Source organism: Pinibacter aurantiacus, assembly GCF_019130065.1.
GTDB lineage: Bacteria > Bacteroidota > Bacteroidia > Chitinophagales > Chitinophagaceae > Pinibacter > Pinibacter aurantiacus.
Window position 1 is genome coordinate 297,131 of sequence record NZ_JAHSPG010000006.1, and the last position, 21,796, is coordinate 318,926.

General features: G+C 42.3%; 11 protein-coding genes. 5 read left to right on the plus strand and 6 right to left on the minus strand.

The window, feature by feature from the left end; genetic code table 11:
• Positions 1-367: 367 nt before the first annotated feature.
• The 6 genes from KTO63_RS10705 to KTO63_RS10730 form a co-directional block, all read right to left on the minus strand.
• The gene (locus KTO63_RS10705) at positions 368-1,420 is read right to left on the minus strand and encodes a LacI family DNA-binding transcriptional regulator (RefSeq protein ID WP_217791274.1); all 1,053 of its coding nucleotides are present in this window, start codon (positions 1,418-1,420) and stop codon (positions 368-370) included.
• A gap of 155 nt (positions 1,421-1,575) precedes the next feature.
• Entirely contained in the window at positions 1,576-1,989 is a 414-nt protein-coding gene (locus tag KTO63_RS10710; RefSeq protein ID WP_217791275.1) for a helix-turn-helix domain-containing protein, read from the minus strand.
• 29 nt (positions 1,990-2,018) lie between these two features.
• Positions 2,019-2,201, minus strand: coding sequence for a type II toxin-antitoxin system HicA family toxin (locus tag KTO63_RS10715; protein WP_217791276.1), 183 nt, complete (start codon positions 2,199-2,201; stop codon positions 2,019-2,021).
• Positions 2,202-2,263: 62 nt separating this feature from the next.
• Positions 2,264-4,288 carry an aceric acid hydrolase gene (locus KTO63_RS10720; protein WP_217791277.1) on the minus strand — a complete coding sequence of 675 codons (2,025 nt, stop codon included), beginning with the start codon at positions 4,286-4,288 and terminating at the stop codon, positions 2,264-2,266.
• A 76-nt stretch (positions 4,289-4,364) separates the two neighbouring features.
• Positions 4,365-5,798 (minus strand): sialate O-acetylesterase, encoded by a 1,434-nt coding sequence (locus tag KTO63_RS10725; protein ID WP_217791278.1) that lies wholly within the window; start codon positions 5,796-5,798, stop codon positions 4,365-4,367.
• A gap of 278 nt (positions 5,799-6,076) precedes the next feature.
• Complete coding sequence (locus tag KTO63_RS10730) at positions 6,077-8,875, minus strand: family 78 glycoside hydrolase catalytic domain (RefSeq protein WP_217791279.1); 2,799 nt, start codon at positions 8,873-8,875, stop codon at positions 6,077-6,079.
• Positions 8,876-9,162: 287 nt separating this feature from the next.
• On the opposite strand from KTO63_RS10730, the gene KTO63_RS10735 reads away from it, so the two are divergent.
• The 5 genes from KTO63_RS10735 (at position 9,163) to KTO63_RS10755 (ending at position 21,796) form a co-directional block, all read left to right on the plus strand.
• Entirely contained in the window at positions 9,163-12,666 is a 3,504-nt protein-coding gene (locus KTO63_RS10735) for a malectin domain-containing carbohydrate-binding protein (RefSeq protein WP_217791280.1), read from the plus strand.
• A gap of 270 nt (positions 12,667-12,936) precedes the next feature.
• Positions 12,937-15,666: an alpha-d-galacturonidase gene (locus tag KTO63_RS10740; protein ID WP_232373119.1), complete on the plus strand. Its 2,730-nt coding sequence runs from the start codon at positions 12,937-12,939 to the stop codon at positions 15,664-15,666.
• 66 nt (positions 15,667-15,732) lie between these two features.
• Entirely contained in the window at positions 15,733-17,280 is a 1,548-nt protein-coding gene (locus tag KTO63_RS10745; protein ID WP_217791282.1) for an MGH1-like glycoside hydrolase domain-containing protein, read from the plus strand.
• A 55-nt stretch (positions 17,281-17,335) separates the two neighbouring features.
• Positions 17,336-18,892 (plus strand): glycoside hydrolase family 28 protein, encoded by a 1,557-nt coding sequence (locus tag KTO63_RS10750; RefSeq protein ID WP_217791283.1) that lies wholly within the window; start codon positions 17,336-17,338, stop codon positions 18,890-18,892.
• Between the two features lie 75 nt (positions 18,893-18,967).
• Entirely contained in the window at positions 18,968-21,796 is a 2,829-nt protein-coding gene (locus KTO63_RS10755; RefSeq protein ID WP_217791284.1) for a glycoside hydrolase family 95 protein, read from the plus strand.

A 21,796-nucleotide genomic window follows, 5' to 3' on the forward strand; every position in this document is an offset into this window, starting at 1 on the left:
GTTTCATTAAAAACGAGTGTGGTGAAGCAATCTCCAAAGAGATTGCTTCACCACACTCGTTTTCGGTTTGTCAGGTTGTAAATATGCATGCTTCATTCTCCGCAGTGGCTCGCAATGACGATGCGGTCTTGTTAACGATGGGACAACGGAGGGATAAAGTGGAAAGAAGTAGTATTCATTGTTCAATAAATATTCAAATGCTGAAGTGTGCGACGCAACGATGTTTAATTAATAATCTATTGCTGAGTTCAAAATAAAGCTCTTGCACATTTTCACAATGTAAGATAGTCCTTGAATTATCAACTAAATATCCTAGAGATCAGTTGTTAGAGGGAAGGTTGACAGTAAAGTTCAGTTATTCAGTTACTCAGTTATTCAATAATTCAACTGTTCGCTTCACGCTCGAATCCCTTACTACCAGCTCTGCAGGCAGTACACGATTTTCAAAAACTTTTACAGCGCGATTTGCCTCCATAATATTGATCAGCATTTCGGTCGCAATTTTTCCCATTTCAAATGCAGGTTGTTTGACAACCGTAAGAGAAGGTTGCAAGAGATCCGTTGTTTCGGAGTTTGAAAAACCAACCACCGCAATGTCGTTCGGCACGCGGATTCCGTTTGATTTAAAATATCGCAGCACACCCATGGTGATCTTATCCGAACTCGCGAAAATAGCGTCTGGCCTTTGTTTTAGCATAAACAATGCATTCATTTCTTTTTCGAGCTCTTCGTAAAACAAACCACCGTGTGCACAATACCTGATCAGGTCTTCATCGATGGGAATATGATGATCGCTCAATGCTTTCTTGTAGCCGTTCAATCTTCCCTGCGTGATAAAAGAGTGTTGAGAAAGAGAGATACTTGCGATCCGGGCAAAGCCATTTTCAATAAGGTGAGTAGTCGCATTGTAACTGCCTGTAAAGTTGTCGACGGTTACTTTGTGTGTTTTGATGTCATTAGCTACCCTGTCGAAAAATACGATCGGCAAACCTTTGTTCTGTAAGCTTTTGAGGTGATCAAAGTTTTTGGTTTCTGCTGATACTGAAATCAATAAGCCATCAACGGAACGTGACGAAAGATAATTGAGGCCAATCATTTCCCGCTCGAAAGACTCATGAGTTTGTGAAATAATTACATTGTAGCCCCTGTCATAAGCGATTGATTCAATGCCGTTTATTACTTGTGAAAAAAAACTATTGGCTATTTCGCAAACCACAATTCCAATAGAACGGCTCCTTTTTTCTTTCAGGCTTAAAGCGATGGGGTTAGGCCTGTAATTGTGCTCCTCTGCATATGCACGAATGAGTTTTTTCGTCTCCGGACTAATCTCATGACTATCCCTCAATGCACGGGAAACCGTGGATTTGGATAATCCCAATGCAGTGGCGATGTCTTTTATCGTAATGGCGTCAAACCTCATAAATTGGCACTAATACAGCATGCTAAAAATAGACAATTTAGTATTATGGCAATTTGTTGATTATTAAAAGGTTAGTTCGACGCTGGTTAAAAGTTTGTTTAAAAACAAAAGGCCGGCAAAGCCGACCTCGTATGAAAGCTCAGGAGAAATAATATTTAACTACCGCCATAAAGGGAAACTGCCGCCAGTTCTTTACCAAGCTCCCTTATCACTGCTTCAATTTTTTTAACCTGTTCAAGTGATGGATGTTTTATGCCTGATTTGTATTGCCTCACCAGACTGGCATTTAGTCCAGCCATTTCAGCAATATAGGATACTGTCAAATAATTGTGCTTTTCAAAGAAGGCTTGCACATCGTAAGCAAATCTAAATTTTAATTTGCCTTCTTGAAATCCCTTCCACGATCGATCGGTTTTACCCTCATGATTCCAGTAGTCCACTGCCAGCTCACGTAAATTACTTTCAATTTCATTTTCCGTTTGCCCCGCAGTGGTTGCAAGGTAGTTTCCTTTTTGAAAGCGACCCCACAATTCGCCATCGCCTTTTTCAATTATTATTTCTAGTGTCATAGATTGATGGTTATGAAAGTGGCAGGGTTTTACAACCCCGCCTTTTTCCAAATTTGTCGTAAAGTTCCGGAAGGAATGTCCTTTTTCCCATGTTCTGGTATTGTTACCAGGTTCGGATTGTCCGGATGTTTAAAGGTTTTATGAGAACCTTTTTGACGTTCAAAGACCCAGCCATGCTTCAAAAGAACTTTAACGACCTCAGAAGCTTTCATAAATCAAAAGTAACGCCTGTGTTACTTTTATCCAAATCTTTTTTTGTCGCCATTTCTTGTTCTTATCTGCTCACAGGCAGCCACACACTCATCTCGCTGTGTCCGCGATTGGCCCAGGTATAATAGGGAATCAGCTGTATTGTTGTCTCTTTCGTTTTGTTTGAAAACTCCTGGTACAGCCTGTTTTGCCAATTGTTGTTGTTCACGCGGCATGCTGCTTTACCGGTTAGCGACATTACCTCGCTGCCTGAAATATTGATCGGTTGGAGTGTAAATTGTATAGATGCAGGAAGCATGATATCAGCAACTTTCTCATCTTTCGGCAAATCAGTTGATTCAAGACAATACACTACCGGCCCGCGTTTTACAGCCACCATGTTGCGGGAATCTTCCACTAGCGGATTCGACTCCATCAACTTTGTTTTCATCGGCAATGTAAGAACGATGCTGTCATTTTTCTTCCACGCTCTTTCTACTTCAACATAAGTCTCGGCATGAATATTTTCAACAGGTTGTCCGTTTACAATAATAGTTGCTTTACTGCACCAGCTTGGAATACGCAGGAACATGGAAAACTTTTTGGAAGGCACCTGCTGCATTTTAATAACGATCTTGTCGCTCCACGGATAGTTTGACTCTTGCGAAAGTTTGACAACAGAACCATCTTTCAGTTTTGTAGAAAGTTCGTTGCCACTGTACAAATTGCAATAAATCCCTTTGTCTGAAATGCTGTAAGCATAGTCGGAAATTTCTGCAATAGTGCGAATGATATTAGGAGGGCAACAGTTGGACAACTTGATATATGCTTGTCTTCCGCCTGCCCATCGAAGTGTGTAAGGGAAATTATCAAACGAACTTAATGGGTTTGTGTAGAAAAATTCATTGCCAGTTAAGTTGATGCCCGACAAAATACTGTTATACAAAGTTTGTTCCAGCACATCAATGTATTTTGAATTGGCTGTAGCCTGGAACATGCGCCAGTTCCACAACAGGTTGCCAATATTGGCGCAGGTTTCATTATATGCCATCGTATTGGGCAACTGATAATCGAGGCCGTAAGCCTGGTGTGTTTTTTGAATTTCATTGGGATTGTAAGATGTGCCGTTTGGCGAAACGCCATCATACATAGCGCCACAACCGCCAGTGATATACATTTTCTTAAACACAAGATCGTTCCAGATATGATCGAGGCAATACATTAAAGAATCATCCTTCGTTTCTGCATACACATCAGTTACGCCAGCGTACAAATAATTTGCACGCACCGCATGTCCGATCGCTTTTGTTTGCTGGCGAAAAGGTACACGATCCTGGTTGTCATCTGTACCGTCATTAGTATACCCGCGAATGTCGATCAGGTTTTTAGCGAGGTTCAAATATGCTTTATTGTTGGTCGTTCTATACAATTCTATAAGTCCCATGTAATGCGAAGGGCAAATTGCATTACGCGCCAACTCTGGTGACGCATGTTGATAGTAGGCGTCCAGGAAATCAGCAGCCTTTATGGCTATATTGAGCAATGTTTTTTTTCCTGTCGCACGGTAATGAATACAACCGGCAGTCATCAAATGTCCGAAGTTGTATGCTTCAAAATTGATGCGCTCCGCAAATGCTTTGGCCTTGCCCGGATCTTTTCTTGCCTCTATCAATGCAGGCGTATAGATGTAACCGTCTGTACGTTGTGCCTTTGCGATTACAGCAATCGCTCCATCCATCATGGAATCAAGCCTCTTGTCTTTTGTTACCGCATACACTGCAGCAACAGCCTCCAGCACTTTGTAAAAATCTCCGTCATGAAAAGAAGGACCGGAATGTGAGCCGGTATCAATGCCCGCTGCGATTTTAAAATTCTCGAACGAGTGGCTTATATTGGCGTCTGTATAAACGTGCCAGATGTTAGGAATCATTTCGTTTTTACAAACATCAAAACGTTCTGCCCAAAAGCCTTTCGTCCATTGCACGTCGCCCATGTTTGTAGAACTCAATTTTACGTTCGGACTTTGCGACGTATTAACAAGGCTTCTGTTTTGTTGCGCAAAAACATTTGCAGTTAGAAATAGCATCCAGGCAAACAGAAATCTTTTCATGTAGTTTCAGTTTAAGAAATCGTTACAAAAAAATCATCACAAATCATGAGAATCATGAAAATCAGTGTTCCTTCACTCACCAATTATCGGTCCTGAACGAGGACGCCGGCAGCCCTTCAGTGCTGAACAGCAGCCCATCTTCAGGAACGTCTTTAAATGCATAACGAACAGCAACCGGTTGTTTTACCTGTGGTGAAGAAACGATTACCGTATTTTTTGAAATGCTTGCAGTGGCAGGGTAGAAGACCTTGTCGTTTCCTGCAATTTCAAAATTGGCTAGTTTTTTTCCATAAGATGTTAACCAATTCTCTGCATTTTTAAAAGATACAATAGCAGACGTGTCTTTTATTTTTATGGAATCATAAAGTGGAGCCAGGTATCCAAAGCCTTTTGCATCGTAGCTTTTAGCCAGTGCAATGTAAGCAAGACGAAGTCCCGGCGTTTCTTTATTCATCGGGTGAATTGTTTTTGCATCTCCCGCGTCAAGCAAAACAGACATTGCTGAGTTAGGAATCAACTCAACAGATTTTCTTTGAGCGTCACGCAAATAGGCAGAGTTGTATTTTTCTGTAGCATTTTTATCTGCGAGTTGCTTGTAGCCATACGGCGCAATTTGTGTGTAATAAAAAGGAAAGTCGCCAATGCCCCATTCACTGCGCCATTGCTTCACTGCAGCCGGCAACAGCTTTTCGTACAGATCAGGATCTTCGTAGTTAGATTCGCCCTGGTAAAAGATACAACCTTTAATAGTGTAACCTTCCACCGGATGCATCATGCCATTGTATAGCGTAGTGGGGGTACGGCTCACGACTTTTATGGAATCGTCTTTTTTAGGAATGGTGATGGATGGAAATGTTTTCAATGTTTCAGGATTCATCCATGCCTGGATAGAGGAACCGCTGTAACTGCAGTTGATCAACCCGATAGGAACGTTGTCCATTATGGCATTCAGGCGTTTGCCAAAATAATAACCAACTGCACTGAAGTTGCTTACCGACTCGGGGTTTGCTTCCTTCCATTCAGAAGGTTTGCTGTTTTCTTGTGGTGTAGTAACTGACGAACGTGGTACGGTATACAGTCGGATGTTTTTATTTTTCGACAAAATGATCGCTTCATTGGAGCCGATGAGTGGTTGTCCCTTGAAGCCCTTCATCGCCATCTCCATATTCGATTGTCCGCCACATAACCATACTTCTCCAATCAGAATGTTCTTCAAGGTTACCGGTTTGCCATCACTAATTGTAAGTTCGTAGGGGCCGCCGTAAGAGGGCGTCGCAATTTTTAATTTCCACTTTCCGTCGGCATTTGCCTGGGCTGTATATTTTTTCTTGTTCCATGAAGAGGTGACCGAGATGTTTGCGCCGGCCTTTGCCCAGCCCCAGATGGCAACATCCGATTGCTGTTGCAAAACCATATTGTCTGTAAATAAAGACGCGAGCTTAACCTGTGCTGACATTGAGCTGTAAGCGATAGACAGGATAAATAGCAGTGATGATATTTTAAGTTTCATATGTTTTTTTAGAAAGAACGCAGATTTTCATGATTGTCATGATGAGAAAGATTTTTTTGACCAAACAATTTTTCCGAAAACATGGTGGCCATATTTAGTTGCGAAGACTGCTTGTCATCCCGACGAAGGAGGGATCTGGGTGTTTACTTAAACTGCCTGTTAGTGCCAAACTCAGATCCCTCCTTCGTCGGGATGACAAGTGCCATCTTTGGGTTTTTTTAAACAGGTTAACCTGTTTGAAAAATATCAAATCCGTCAAATCGTGACAATCATGAAAATCAGTGTTCCGTATTTTTTATTGTGAACCAATATTCTCCAGAGCCAATGTTCACGGCTGTTCTACCGTTTTCATCGCCTAGAATTTTTATCTCACTTTGCTTTGATAATAATCGATTGCTTTCAAAAATTTTCGATTGCTCCGTTGTCGGTAAATAGACTACTGCGGTAGTGTTACCTGGAATTTTTACGTGTATAGAGAATACGCCGTTCTCTGTTTTCCAATCACTCACAATAGTGCCATACATGGTCTCGTAACTGCCTTTGGCAAAATAAATATCACCCACAATCTCTGGCTTAATAACAATACTCTTGTAACCCACAGAACTGTCGACCTGGTTTATGCCAAGCAAGCCATTGTAGAACCATTGCATGATATGGCCGAGCATCAGGTGATTGTTTGACACATCCTTCAATGCCTGCCACGACTCCGTAAGAGCAGTCGCGCCTTTTTTAATTTGAAAACCATAACCCGCAACATCATCGCGATTGTTCATTTCATAGATCAATTGTGAAGCATTGCCTTCATGAAGGGCGCGTACCAGGAAGTGATAACCAACATCTCCGGCAGTTAGTTTTTTCCCTGAAGCGCCAATGGAATCGACAAGATTTTTCATCACTGGCGGTCTGTTTTCTTCGTTTACCAAACCTACGCAAAGCGGCATTGCCATTGATGTTTGACTGCCTGTTGCATAAACATTTGTAGCGACGTTAAAGAATTTATCGTTGAATGCTTGTTTAACCTGCTGCGATAAAGTGCTGTACTTGTCTGCGTCCGTCGTATTGCCGAGCAATGCGGCTACTTTATTCATCAAACTCAAATCATAATAATAGATGGCCGTTGCAGTTAAAGGAATGGGCGTTAGTTGAGCCACTCCCGGGTGATTCGGTCCGTAGTCGTACCAGTCGCCAAGTCCATAAGAAAGGATATGATTGGCTGATCTGCCCTGAAGGTAGTCCGCATACTTCTGCATCATCGGATAGGCGATAGAAAGTATATCTTTATCGCCATACCATTTGTAAATTAACCATGGTACAATGATGGCAGCGCTTCCCCATTCCGGAGAGTCGCGGAAACCAAAACCATGATCATCAAAGAAGGCAAACTCGGGCGCAATGTCAGGCACCAGGCCCTCCGCAGTTTGTGCATCCATCATATCATACACCAGCTTGCGATAGAGATTGTAAGTTTCGAAATTGCTTTTGATGCCATCGCCCATTAAGTAATCCTGTTCCAACCAGCTCAGTTTTTCCCTGTGCGGACAATCCGTTAACACACTTTGCATATTGCTTTTTATGGCCCAGCGTATGAGCGTATTGATCTGGTTGAACAAATGATTGGAGCATTCAAAGTTTCCCGCAGTGGGCGAGCTGTTTCGAGTGTGCAGGGATGTCAGACTTATGATGGAAGGCAAATTACTTTCTTGTTTTGTATTTGCAGGAGAGCCACCTTCCACCTGTACATAACGAAAGCCATAATAGGTAAAGCGTGGCCGCCATGTTTCAAGGCCGTCACCTTTTAGTGTGTAGGAAAAATAGTAAGGCTTGCCTGTTGCTTTTTGATTCGCAAGGCTGTCGTCGGTGATTAATTCTGCGGGCGTCAATTTAATGGTTTGTCCTTTCTTGCCGGTAACTTTTAGTTCAACAATGCCGGAAATGTTTTGTCCGAAATCATACATGTAAATTCCTTTCGCTGGTTGGGAAATGACCGGCTTGTTAAATGCTTCGAAAACCTGCACAGGGTAATCTTTCTCCGCTTCCAGCCTGCCTTGCGGAGATTTTACCAATATTGCATTTTTCCATGCGGTATCAGAAAAAGATGCCGTGTTCCAACCTTTTTGTTCTAGTGTGGCATCGTAGTCTTCGCCGCCATAAATGCTCGAGAATGTTATCGGTGATGGCATGGTTTTCCAGCTATCATCCGATACTATATTTTGCACGGTGCCATCGCTATAAGTAAGCTGGATCTTGCAGATAATTGTAGGATTGCCATAAACGGCAATTGCTTTGAAGTACCGCTCCCTGTTGATATTGTAAAAGCCATTGCCCACGATAACGCCAATTGCATTTTGTCCTTTCTTTATTAAGGAGGAAACATCGTAAGCGTTGTACAGACAGCGTTTATCGTAAGACGTCCATCCCGGCGCAAGAAAACTGTTGCCCACTTTTTGGCCGTTAATACTTAGTTCATAATGTCCCAATCCACTGATAAAAGCCAATGCTCTTACAATCGTTTTATTGGCCGCGAAAGTTTTCCTGAAAAGAGGAACAGTGGTTCTTGCTTTCGCTTTGTCGGGTCCCAATTTTTTCTTTACATCCGGACTGTGAACGCCGGGCACAATGCGCGATGTGTCAGGTAGTTCTTCATAGCCGATCCATTTTGCATTGCTCCAGTCATCATCTGTGAAAAGGCCCGTGGTAAAAGAAGTTGGTGCGCTCCAACCAGATGCCTGTTGCTGGTTGTTCCAGCTTTTTACGCACCAGAAGTAAGTCGTTGCAGGTTGTAATTTTGTTCCGTTATAGGGGATGAAGATATTTTCAGCACTGGATACTTTTTCTGAGTTCCAAATTTCACCAATGCCCTTTTGCAAGTTGCTTTTGTTTTTTGAAACAAGTATTTGATAAGCCGTTTGACTGCATCCGCGATTGCCTTTTATTTTCCAGCTAAACTTTGGTTGAACTGCATCAATATTTAAAGGAGCAAGTTTGTCTTCGCATTTTAAATCGTAAACGGAAATGTTTTGTGCAGAAACGGCACAGCAAAAAAAGCAGATCAATAAAGCCAGGCAAAATTTGTTCATAATCAGCGATCGTTATTTGTATTGCAGGCGATAAAGTTAATCAATACACGTTACGAAAAACACGCAATGCTATCATTAAATGTTCGCAAAAACAATATCATTTTTCGCTGATTTAATGGACTATTTTACAACAGGAAAGTTTGCGCATGAAATTTTTGATCTTTTGCAATCCTTGTTATTGTTGGGTTGCGACAGTTTCCTATTTTTAATGCGCTGGCTGGTTTTGTGAGAAAATGTACTTTATCGCTCATTGTGCTGTAGCCATGTTTAAATATCCATTAACGATTATGCTCAAACTTAAACGGATTGCCTTTTGTCTGCTGTTCATTTTTTCTTGTGTGAAGATGTTCGCACAAGGGGGGCGGAAAGATGAATCCTTGAACGAAGGGTGGTACACAAAGATGGATACTTCCGACAACGTGGTGACAACAGCTTTCAATGTAAAAGACTGGCAAAATGTAAATATTCCGCACAACTGGGATCAGTATGATGGTTACAGGCGACTGAAGCATGGCAATAGGCACGGAACGGCCTGGTACCGCAGATCCTTTTCCTTTAAAAATATTGATAAAACAAAGCGCTACTTTCTCTGGTTTGAAGGGGTAGGTTCGTACGCTACAATCTGGCTGAATGGAAAGCAGATTGGGCAACATGCGGGTGGTAGAACGACCTTTACCCTGGATATCACAAATGCGATTGACAAGGAAAATGTATTGATCGTGAAAGCTGCGCATCCAGCTATGATCAACGATTTGCCCTGGGTCTGCGGCGGTTGCTCCGATGATCGCGGCTTCTCAGAAGGTTCACAGCCGCTTGGTATTTTCCGGCCGGTTCATTTGATCACCACCGGTGAAGTGCGCATTGAGCCATTCGGCGTGCATGTGTGGAACGATAACAAGATATCAAGTGCTAGTGCGGAGTTGCATTTGGAAACAGAAGTTAAAAACTATGGAGCCCAATCAAAAAAGATAACAGTAGTTAATACGTTGTTTGATGCATCTAACAAGGTGGTTGATGTGTGCAGGGAAAATGTAACATTGATTGCCGGTGAGTTAAAAACAATTTCGCAGCAGACAAAGACTATTGCCAATCCTCATTTATGGTCTCTTGAAAATCCTTATCTCTATAAATTACAAACAACAATTGAAGAAAAAGGGAAGGTTTGCGACCGGGACGCTACTGCTTATGGCATTCGCTGGATCAGCTGGCCGCAAAACAGGAACGACGGATCGAAGCAGTTTTTGTTAAATGGAAAGCCAGTGTTCATCAATGGCACTTGCGAATACGAGCACATGATGGGCAAGAGTCACGCATTTAGCGAAGCGCAGATAAAAGCAAGAGTTAGGCAGATTGAGAGTGCAGGTTTTAACGCTTTTCGTGATGCACATCAACCGCATAATTTGTTGTATCAAAAATACTGGGATCATGACGGCATATTGTGGTGGCCGCAGTTTTCTGCGCACGTTTGGTTTGATTCACCTGAGTTTCGCGAAAACTTCAAAACGCTATTGAGGGAATGGATAAAAGAAAGACGAAACAGTCCATCAGCAATATTGTGGGGGCTGCAAAATGAGAGTGTAATGCCCGCTGACTTTGCTAAAGAGTGCTCCGATATTATCCGCGGGCTTGATCCAACGGCAACCAATCAGAGAATGATAACAACCTGCAATGGCGGTGAAGGAACGGATTGGAATGTGCCGCAAAACTGGACAGGTACTTATGGTGGAGACCCGAACACATACGGAGATGATTTAAAGAAACAACTGCTCGTAGGAGAATACGGCGGATGGAGAAGTCTTGGCTTACATGCAGAAAATGCAGCACAGCAAAAGATTAACAGCGAAGAAAAAATGACGGAGTTGATGGAGTTGAAAGTGAAATTGGCTGAGTCTGTGAAAGATTCCGTATGCGGACATTTTCACTGGCTGTTTGCTTCGCACGAAAATCCCGGCAGATCACAGGGAGGAGAGGGTTTGCGAGAATTGGACAGAATTGGTCCGGTGAATTACAAAGGTTTGTTGACAGCATGGGGAGAGCCGACGGACGCATTTTACATGTACCGCTCAAACTATGCAGATAAGAACAAAGAACCGATGGTTTACATTGTATCACACACCTGGCCTGACAGATGGATCAAGCCCGGTTTGAAAGATGGCATAATAGTGTATTCCAATTGCGATGAAGTGGAGTTGTTTAATGATGCGGACAAAACTATTTCACTTGGCAAAAGAAAACGAAACGGCATCGGTACTCACTTTGAGTGGAACCAGGTGAATGTGCAGTACAGTGTGCTGTATGCTGAAGCTCGAGTAGGTGGTAAGGCGGTAGCACATGATATGATTGTGTTACACCATTTGCCACAGGCGAAACAGAAAACTGCAGCGGTTGAAACCGCTATTACAAAAGGAGCAGCGGGTTATAATTATTTGTATCGCGTTAACTGTGCTGGTGGTGAATACAAAGATGTGAATGGAAATCTGTGGCATGCAGATGTTGATCAAAAATTGACTTCAGATTGGGGCTCAATTTCATGGACAAAAGATTTTCCGGGCATTTCTCCATTTTATGCAAGTCAGCGCACAACCAATGAACCAATCGCCAATACTAGTGATGATGCATTGTTTCAAAGCTTCCGTTATGGCATGGATAAGTTGCAATATGATTTTCCGGTTGCCAATGGTGACTATCTGGTAGAGTTGTTTTTTGCAGAACCGTGGTACGGCGCGGGTGGTTCATTGAATTGCAAAGGCTGGCGGATGTTTGACGTATCGATCAATGATAAAGATGTCTTGCATGATTTCGATATTTTTAAAGAAGCTGGTTTTGCAAAAGCGATAAAGAAAGCCTTCAACGTGCATGTGACCAATGGCAGGATTAAAATTTCGTTTCCTGATGTTAAGGCCGGAGAAGCAATCATAAATGCAATTGCAATTGCGACGAAAAGTAAAATTGCTAAGCCTGCGCCCGCATCATCTCCTTTAATTGGCGAGTTCAAAAAAACTGCAGCTGCAGGTAATTGGGAAACCGGCTCCTGGCTCAATGCAGGCGACAAAGTGTATGCTGATAAAGACATTTTATTTACAGCATTGCCTCCTGAATTGTATGGTGCAGAATGGTTGAAGGTTTCATTCGGAAAGCAATCCGGAAACAATGTATTGGCAAGCTTTACGACAAGCGAAGCTGCCGACGTGTATGTGGCAGTTGCCGACACTATAAGAGAGTTGCCCGCGTGGTTAAAAGGTTTTAATGATGCTCAGAAAAAAATAGTAACGGATGAAAATGGTGGTAGAGAATTTTCGCTGAAACACAAGCGTGTGGCCAAAAACACCGTGATTGAGGTAGGAAATAATTACCCCGTTTTTGTAAATCCTGCATCCAATATGGAAGGAGCATATGATCTGAAGCCAACAACCAAATACGAAACAGAGAAGGCTACATTAATCGGTCTGCAAGTGGCGAAGGATGAATTGTATGGCAAGCAATATGTGCAATTTGATAATGGCGTTCAAGGCTCCATTGCATGGAATATTTACACGGGCGTTGCGGACGTATATTCGTTGCATTTCAAATACCTCAACACGACCAGCAAAAAAATCATGATGCGAATGAAACTGGAAGCAACCGATGGCTTGTTGATAACCGACACGATTGTTGAGTTTCCCGTTCGGGAAGGAAAATGGGGCGTAGCAGACAGTTCAACCGGAACATTCATCAATGCCGGAACCTATAGGATTATTCTTTCTCCGGTGGATGAGGGTGGGTTGATGGTGGATGCGTTGGAAGTGCAATGAATTTGAAAATTTGAAGATTTGAAGATTTGAAAATTCATTCAGTGCAAGATGCTCTGTTTCTATTTTGGCTATCGAACAGGGCTCCATTTTCAAATTTTCAAATTCCCAAATTTTCAAATTGTAAAAAAGTCCATCCCAAGACGTGAAAAAGGCATTTTTTACAAGTGCTCACTCGAATAAATTTGTAAGCTATTAACCTGCAATTATTTACGAATGCTTCCTGTATTGAAGAATAGAACTAGTTTGTTTTTGTTTGTCATCGTGTTTTGCATGATGAATATTGCTGCCAATGCACAGAATAAAAAGGCAGACAAAGAAATCAATCTCCTCCTTTCTGCAAATGCATCCAAACGTGCGCAATTCGGTGCAGGAAAAATTTCCGATGCGTTATATCAATCCGGGTATGTTGCGAAAACAATTGTGGGTGGAAAGTCCGCTGCAAAAAGTGTAACGATAGTTATTGGAAAGTTGGATGATGATATTTGCAGGAATGAAATTGCACAGAATAAAATTGCCATCGAAAAGCAGCCGGGTAAAGAAGGCTTCGTAATAAAACAAATTTCTTCTAGTAAAATCCTCGTTGCGGGCGCAGATGAAAGCGGTGTTTTGTATGGATCGCTGGCACTGACGGACAGCATAAAAAAAAACAATAAGGTTCCCGAAAAGTTGAACGTTACTGATCAGCCGGAAATGGTGCTGCGTGGCGCTTGTGTGGGTTTGCAAAAGCCTGCCTATCTGCCTGGCCGCAATGTATATGAGTATCCATATACCGAAGAAACTTTCCCCTGGTTCTACGATAAAAAATTGTGGCTGCAATATCTCGATTCACTTGTTTCATACAGATTGAATTCACTGTATTTGTGGAACGGTCATCCGTTTGCTTCTTTAGTTAAACTGAAAGATTATCCTTACGCAGTAGAAGTGGACGATGCTACTTTTAAGAAGAACGAAGAGATGTTCACGTTCCTCACTGAAGAGGCTGATAAACGTGGTATTTGGGTGATTCAATCATTTTACAACATTATCGTTTCGAAACCTTTCGCAGAGAGAAATAATTTAAAAACGCAGGACAGGAACAGGCCGATCATTCCGATCATCGCAGATTATACAAGAAAATCAATTGCTGCATTTGTAGAGAAATATCCAAATGTTGGCTTGCTTGTTACGCTGGGAGAAGCGATGGAAGGAGTTGGCCAGGATGATATCGACTGGTTCACTAAAACAATTATTCCCGGAGTGCAGGATGGTTTAAAGGCGCTTGGCTCAAATAGGCAACCACCAATCGTTTTACGAGCACATGATTCCGATGCTCCATCTGTAATGAAGTATGCATTGCCCTTGTATAAAAATTTGTACACGATGGCGAAGTACAATGGCGAAGCGCTTACGACATACACTCCACGTGGTTCCTGGGCCGAATTGCATCGCACACTGAGTCGCATTGGAACCGTGCATATAGAAAATGTACACATCATGGCGAATCTTGAACCGTTCCGTTATGGTTCTGCCGATTTTATTCAAAAATGTGTGCAGGCAATGCACAATGTTTACGAAGCAAATGGCTTGCACTTGTATCCTGAAGCCTCTTATTGGGACTGGCCTTACACTGCTGATAAAAGTTCTCCGCGCTTGCTGCAAATTGAACGTGATTGGATATGGTACAAAACATGGTCGCGCTATGCGTGGAACTGCCATCGGGATAGAGGAGGTGAGATCAATTATTGGGGCGGTGAGTTGGGTGACAAATATGGTTGTGATTTGTTACAGGGGAAAAATATACTGGAGGCTTACGAACAGGCCGGAGAAATAGCGCCAAAGCTGCTCAGACGTTTTGGTATTACAGACGGCAATCGACAAACATTGACACTCGGCATGTTGATGCCGCAGTTGATCAATCCCAACAGGTTTGGCTTGTTTACATTGTTGTATACTTCAGAAAGCCCTGAAGGCGAAATGCTGATCGAGTATGCGGACAGGGAATGGAAGCATCAACCTCATGTTGGTGAAACGCCAGTGCAAATTGCCGGTGAAGTGGTTGAACATGGAAGAAAGGCAAAAGAAGCCATTGACAAAGCGGCATCGTCTGTAACGAAAGACAAGGCAGAGTTTGAACGGCTGAGAAACGACGTTTATTGTTATGATGCATTGGCGAGATCGTATTCGGAGAAAGCAATTGCGGCCTTGTCTGTATTGCGTTACAAGTACTCAAAGGATAATGCTGACCTGGAAACAGCCTTGGATCATTTGAAAAAAAGTGTAGATGCTTATGAAGAGTTGACGAATCTTACAAACGATACCTACTTGTATGCAAACAGCATGCAGACTTCTCAACGCAAAATTCCGATTCGCGGTGTGGATGGCACTTTCAAAACATGGAAGGAGTGTTTACCTGTTTACCAGCAGGAGTATAATTATTTGAAAAAGAATATTGACTCGTTGAAGACTTCAAGTCAGGCCGTAAAAATTAAAACACAACCTGTAATATTGAAGAATGCTCCTGTTAAGTTGTTGAGTAAGGTTGAAGGTGAATATGTTGTTGGAAGTGGAGCTTCCGTTTTTAGTGATACAGCATCTGCAATTACAGGTTATGCTCCTGAAATAAAGGATTTGAAAGGTATTCGTTTCTCAAGGACAGAGCAAAAAAAATCAGGTACAGAGGTGACATTCAAGAGTGACAAGGCGGTGAAAGTTGTGGTTGGCTTTTTCAAAATAAAAGACAAAGCGAATTATCTTGCTCCGTCTGATCTTGAAACGGATGCGACCGCAAATGATCTTGGGCAGGCGGATATTAAACTGGCGAATGCCTTATCCGTGGCAGGGTTTCCATTGTTGAACATTCATACATTTTCATTTCCTGCAGGAACCAATACCTTGAAGCTGTCAAAAGGTGCATGTCTTGTGTTGGGCTTCATTGATGGTTCGACAGATGTGCCGCGTTACAATGCAGGCGTTGGCATAACGGGAGAGAATGAGGATGTTGATTGGTTGTTCGAAAAGTAGAGACAAGGCAATGCCTTGTCTGTACAGCGAGCGCGATAAAAATTTGCTTTTTGCTAAAAATATAAGATGAAGAATATTAGTATCACATTTGCGATCGTATTGTTTTCCATGCAGTCATTGATTGCGCAGGATTACAAGCCTTCATTTATCAAAACAGATAAATTGAAGAATGATGTTGTGTACTTCAACTCGATTGATTCTGGAGATGTACAGAACTATGTGCCGAATGATAAAGCATACGATTGGATAGTGCAGAATACCCCGTTGTTTGAATGCCCCGACAGTACTATACAAACAGTATACAATTACCGCTGGTGGACGTTTCGCAAACATTTAAAGCAAACACCGGATGGTTTTGTTTTTACGGAATTCATCATTCCTGTTTCGCATGCAGGCAAGTATAACGCCATCAGCAGTGCGCTTGGGCACCAGGTGTATGAAGGTCGTTGGTTGCACGATCCCAAGTATATACAGCAATATTTGAACTTTTGGTTCTTTGTTGACAGTAAAGAGAAGAAACAGTTCATGCATCGTTTCAGTGGTTGGGTAGAAGATGCGGTGTATAATTTTTATCTTGTTAACAATGATTTGAACTATGTGAAATCCGTAATGCCTGCGATGGACGCTGACTATAAGTTGTGGGAGGAGGAAAGAAGATTTCCTGATGGTTTATTTTGGCAGTATGACGTGAAGGACGCGATGGAAGAATCGATTAGTGGGTCGCGCAAATTCAGGAACAGAAGACCGTCTATTAATAGTTACATGTATGGCAACGCGGTGGCGATGGCAGAGATGGCGACGTTGACTGGAATTGATTCGATTAAAGGTCGTTATACCAGCAAAGCGACAGAAATTAAAAACGGTGTAGAAAACAGATTGTGGAACGAAAAGGATGCATTCTTTGAAACAGGAATGGAGAAGGGGGATACTTTGGCCAACGCAAGAGAGGCCATAGGCTTCACACCGTGGTATTTTAATTTGCCAAGTGACAATGATAAGTTCGCCAAAGCATGGTCGCAGATCATAGACACAGCAGGCTTTATGGCTCCCTGGGGTTTAACAACTGCGGAGAGAAGACATCCCGCATTCCGTACTCATGGCGTAGGTAAATGCGAGTGGGACGGAGCGATCTGGCCGTTTGCATCCACGCAAACATTGAAAGGATTATCTCATTTGTTGACGGATTATAAACACAAGGGAGGGATGACTCCACAGGTCTTTTACAACGCATTTCACACTTATGCAAGCTCGCATCAAATGGATGGTGTGATTTATATTGGCGAATACCAGGATGAAAAAACCGGAGCGTGGCTAAAAGGAAACAACCCGCGCAGCAGATATTACAATCACTCCGGGTTTTGCGATCTTGTGATCAATGATTTAGTTGGGTTCAAACCTCGCACAGACAATAAGATAGATGTTAACCCATTGTTGCCTGCTGGCGAGTGGGATTGGTTCTGCCTTGAGAATATTTCGTATCATGGCAAACAAGTTTGCATCTTGTGGGATAAGAACGGGAAGAAGTATGGCAAGGGAAAAGGATTTCGTATTTATGTTGATAACAAAGAAGTTTATCACGGCAAGAAATTGACACATGTTACGGTTGATCTTTAACGTATTTTACAAAGTCAATCGCATTAAAATTGAATCTTAAAAAAACGACTGCCTTTTGAAAAAGTTATTCCAAATATTTTTAGCGAGCATCATTCTATGCTTTTCAGCAAGTGCGTTACATGCACAGCAATACTACAATGTGCTTAATTATGGCGCAAAACGTGACAGTAGCAAACTCTGCACGCAGGCCATCAAAAGCGCTATCGATGCAGCATCTAAAGCCGGAGGCGGTACGATTTATTTTCCAGCCGGTAAATACCTCACAGGGCCAATCCATTTAAAGAGTAACATAACAATATTTATCGACGCTGGTGCGGAATTGCATTTCAGCGACGACTTTGATAATTATCTTCCAATGGTAGAGTCACGTTGGGAAGGAACCGACGTGCAAAATTTTTCTCCATTGTTCTACGCTTACAAAGCCGAGAATATTACCATTCGTGGTCGCGGCATTATTGATGGTCATGGAAAAAAATGGTGGGATTTTCACCATAAATTGTACGATAAAACAACGCCGCGCAGCAAGTGGCAGGATACATTTGCTTCAAACAACAAAAATGTAGTTATGCCTGAAGTGCCAGACATGATTCAGCGTGGCTTTCTTCGTCCGCCATTCATACAGCCGATGTATTGCAAGAATGTTTTGATAGAAGGAATCACCATTCACAATTCCCCATTCTGGACAGTGAACCCTGAGTTTTGCGAAAACGTAACAGTAACTGGCGTTACAATACAGAATCCTGTATCACCGAATACGGATGGCATTAATCCTGAGTCTTGCCGCTATGTGCATATTTCCAATTGCCACATAAGTGTTGGTGATGATTGCATCACCATCAAATCAGGTAAGGATAGTGCAGGAAGAAAGATGAACGTACCTGCGGAAAATTATACGATCACAAACTGCACGATGCTTTCGGGTCATGGTGGTGTGGTGATTGGAAGTGAGATGTCGGGCAGTGTAAAAAAGATTGCTATTTCCAATTGCATTTTTGATGGAACAGACAGAGGTATACGCATTAAAACGGCAAGAGGTCGCGGAGGCGTTGTAGAAGATATTCGCGTTGACAATATCATCATGAAGAACATCCGCCAGCAGGCTATCGTATTTGATATGCAATACACAAAGACCGCGCCACAGCCGGTTACGGAAAAAACGCCCATCTTTAGAAATTGTCATTTTAGCAATATCACCGCTGACGGAAATGAAGCAATATTGATCGATGGCATAGAGGAAATGCCAGTAGAGAATGTGACGTTCCATGATGTGCGCATGAATATGCAAACGGGCGTTACGATTAGAAATGCGAAGAACATAGAATTTCACCAGGTTGCCATTACTGCAAAAAAGAGTGTTTCTTTTTCAGTTGAGAACACTGCAGGCATTGAGTTAGACGGCGTTAAGACTTTACAACCTACTGCGGGTAAACCTTTGATCACAATGAAAAGCATGACTGATGCATTTGTTCACGGTTGCAATCCTGTTAAGGGGACAGATGTTTTCTTACAAATAAGCAATGTTGATTCTTCAGAGATTGTGATCAAGGACAACAACTTCAAGAATGTGAAAGCGATTTTATCGGAGGACGTAAAAAATATTAAAGTGGAGTAGTGTTAATCAAAAGTAAAAAATAGAAATTAAAAAGCCTCTCATGCTTTCACTTTAACACTAGACTAAATGCCGAGAATGAAATTTTTAATGCTGCCCATTTTTACAACATTGTTTTGTGTAACATCAAAATCACAAAACAATGATCTGCAATTGTGGTACAACAAGCCGGCGGAGAAATGGACAGAGGCTTTGCCAATTGGCAACGGGCATTTGGGTGCGATGATTTACGGAGGTGTGGGGGAAGACAGAATTCAGTTTAACGAATCGACTTTGTGGAGTGATGGTCCGAGAGATTATAACCGCAAAGGAGCGTATCAATACTTGGAACCTATTAGGAAGTTATTGGCAGAAGGTAAACAAAAGGAAGCCGAAGAGCTGGCGCAGGAACATTTTATGGGTTTGAGAAGCAATGAAAAAGGGTATGAAACGAGGAGAAAAGAATGGCTGCAAAAAGTAAAAGGCGATGTGATTATCAGCTCTCCTCAATGGAACAATGCGCAATGGGAAAGCATGCAGTTACCCACACTGAACGGTTGGGAAACGGCGGGCCTCGAAGGGTTAGACGGAGCGGTTTGGTTTAAAACAACTTTTGCATTGCCCGATGATTGGCAAGGTAAAGAACTGCTGATTAGTTTAGGCAAGATTCGGGATCTTGATATTACCTATATCAATGGTAAACAAATCGGAAGTACGGAAGATATCACGACCAATAGATTGTATAGCATTCCTGCCAACCTTCTGAAGAAAGGAATCAACGAAATCGAAGTGCAGGTCATCAACTATTTTGACAAAGGAGGCTTTGCGGGAACCAAAGGCGATCGCGAAATATTTGCTATTTATCCAAAAGAAAGAAATGGCAAAGAGAGTGTGAAACTCAAGACTGTATGGGAGTATTGGATACAGAATGATGATGCACCCGCAATGCCAAGGTACCAGGCCGACTATCAGCCTTTTGGTGAATTACAATTAAGTTCACAAGTTGCAGACATAAGTGAATATCGCAGGACACTTGATATATCGAATGCGGTGTCAACGGTTGCCTACAAAAGTGGCAATGTTACTTATACAAAAGAATATCTCGCCAATTATCCGGACAATGTCATTGCTGTTCATTTAAAGGCTTCAGGAAAGGGCAACGTGAACTATAAAGCGACATTTACTACCGTTCACAAGAATTATTCGATTCGGAAAATTGATGATCATACATTGGCACTGGATGTTGCGGTAAAAAATGGCGCGATGAAGGCTACTGCTTATTTGTACGTCGATAACAAAAATGGCAGAGTGGAGGTAGCGGACAAGGCGCTTCAAATCAGCAACAGCGATGAGGCGACATTATACATGATCGCTGCAACTAATTTCAAAAACTATCGTGATGTTTCCGCAGACGCAAATGCCATTTGCAAAGCGAAACTCGCTGCAGTTAAGAAGTTGATTTATGAGAAAGTAAAAGCGGCACACATTGCAGACTACAAAAAATACTTTGATAAATTTTCTCTTCAGCTGAATGGGGGTATAGCAAATTCCGGATTGCCAACAGATGAAAGGATCAAACAGTTTTCGATAACAAATGATCCTGCTTTGCTAACACTGTATGTGCAATATGCAAGGTATTTGATGTTGTCATCTTCGAGGCAGGGAACGAATGCTGCAAATCTGCAGGGCATCTGGAACGATTTGCTCACGCCACCATGGGGGAGTAAATACACGACCAATATAAACCTGCAGATGAATTACTGGCCATCGGAATCTTTGAACTTATCGGCTTGTACACCGCCTTTATTTAAGTTAATAAAAGAAGTTGCAGAAGCAGGAAAGGAAACAGCAAAGGAGTATTACAATGCACCGGGTTTTGTACTGCATCACAATACAGATCAGTGGCGGGGAACTGCTCCAATCAACGCCAGCAATCACGGTATTTGGGTAACTGGTGGCGCATGGCTCTCCAGTCATCTTTGGGAGCATTATTTATTTACGCGGGATAAAACTTTTCTTCAAAACGAAGCTTATCCTGTGATGAAAGCTGCCGCCGATTTCTTTGTGCATTTTTTGGTTAAAGATGAATCAACAGGTTGGCTGATCAGCACTCCTTCCAATTCCCCGGAACATGGCGGATTGGTTGCAGGGCCGACAATGGATCATCAAATTATTCGTGAACTTTTCAGCAATACAATAGAGGCTGCCAAAGCATTGGGCGTCGATGAATCGTTCAGAAAAAAGTTACTGCAAAAATATGATAGCATTGCACCTAATCAAATCGGCAAGTACGGGCAGTTGCAGGAGTGGTTGCAGGATAAAGATGATTCAAGTGACACGCATCGTCACGTCTCGCATTTGTGGGGCGTCTATCCCGGAAAGGACATTACATGGAACAATGAGAAAATGATGAAAGCTGCGAGACAATCATTGTTGTATCGCGGTGATGATGGTACAGGATGGAGCATTGCATGGAAGGTGAATTTGTGGGCTAGATTTAAGGACGGTGATCATGCCATGAAGATGTTGCAGAAATTATTATCAGATGCTACGGCGGGCAAAGGAAGTGAAAGCGGCGGTGTTTATCCAAACCTGTTCGATGCGCATCCGCCGTTTCAGATCGATGGAAATTTTGGTGGTGCTGCTGGTGTCGCTGAAATGTTGGTGCAGAGCCACATGGGCTATGTAGAACTTTTGCCGGCATTGCCTTCTACGCTTCCAGGCGGTGTTGTGAAAGGCATTTGTGCAAGAGGAAATTTTACCATAAATATGCAATGGGAAAAAGGAAAACTTATGCGTGCCGATATTACCTCAAATGCAGGAAGTAATTGCATTGTAAAATGTGGTGATAGAACCGTAGCGTTTAAAACAGTGAAAGGAAAAACATATTCATTAGATCAGGCATTGACATTGATACAAACAAAGTGA

What these genes read in the sequence shown, in the direction of transcription:
- KTO63_RS10735 (WP_217791280.1), top strand. Translation starts at nt 9,163, where the DNA reads ATGCTCAAACTTAAACGGATTGCCTTTTGTCTGCTGTTCATTTTTTCT.
- KTO63_RS10715 (WP_217791276.1), bottom strand. Translation starts at nt 2,201, where the DNA reads ATGAAAGCTTCTGAGGTCGTTAAAGTTCTTTTGAAGCATGGCTGGGTC.
- KTO63_RS10730 (WP_217791279.1), bottom strand. Translation starts at nt 8,875, where the DNA reads ATGAACAAATTTTGCCTGGCTTTATTGATCTGCTTTTTTTGCTGTGCC.
- KTO63_RS10725 (WP_217791278.1), bottom strand. Translation starts at nt 5,798, where the DNA reads ATGAAACTTAAAATATCATCACTGCTATTTATCCTGTCTATCGCTTAC.
- KTO63_RS10745 (WP_217791282.1), top strand. Translation starts at nt 15,733, where the DNA reads ATGAAGAATATTAGTATCACATTTGCGATCGTATTGTTTTCCATGCAG.
- KTO63_RS10740 (WP_232373119.1), top strand. Translation starts at nt 12,937, where the DNA reads ATGATGAATATTGCTGCCAATGCACAGAATAAAAAGGCAGACAAAGAA.
- KTO63_RS10720 (WP_217791277.1), bottom strand. Translation starts at nt 4,288, where the DNA reads ATGAAAAGATTTCTGTTTGCCTGGATGCTATTTCTAACTGCAAATGTT.
- KTO63_RS10705 (WP_217791274.1), bottom strand. Translation starts at nt 1,420, where the DNA reads ATGAGGTTTGACGCCATTACGATAAAAGACATCGCCACTGCATTGGGA.
- KTO63_RS10755 (WP_217791284.1), top strand. Translation starts at nt 18,968, where the DNA reads ATGAAATTTTTAATGCTGCCCATTTTTACAACATTGTTTTGTGTAACA.
- KTO63_RS10710 (WP_217791275.1), bottom strand. Translation starts at nt 1,989, where the DNA reads ATGACACTAGAAATAATAATTGAAAAAGGCGATGGCGAATTGTGGGGT.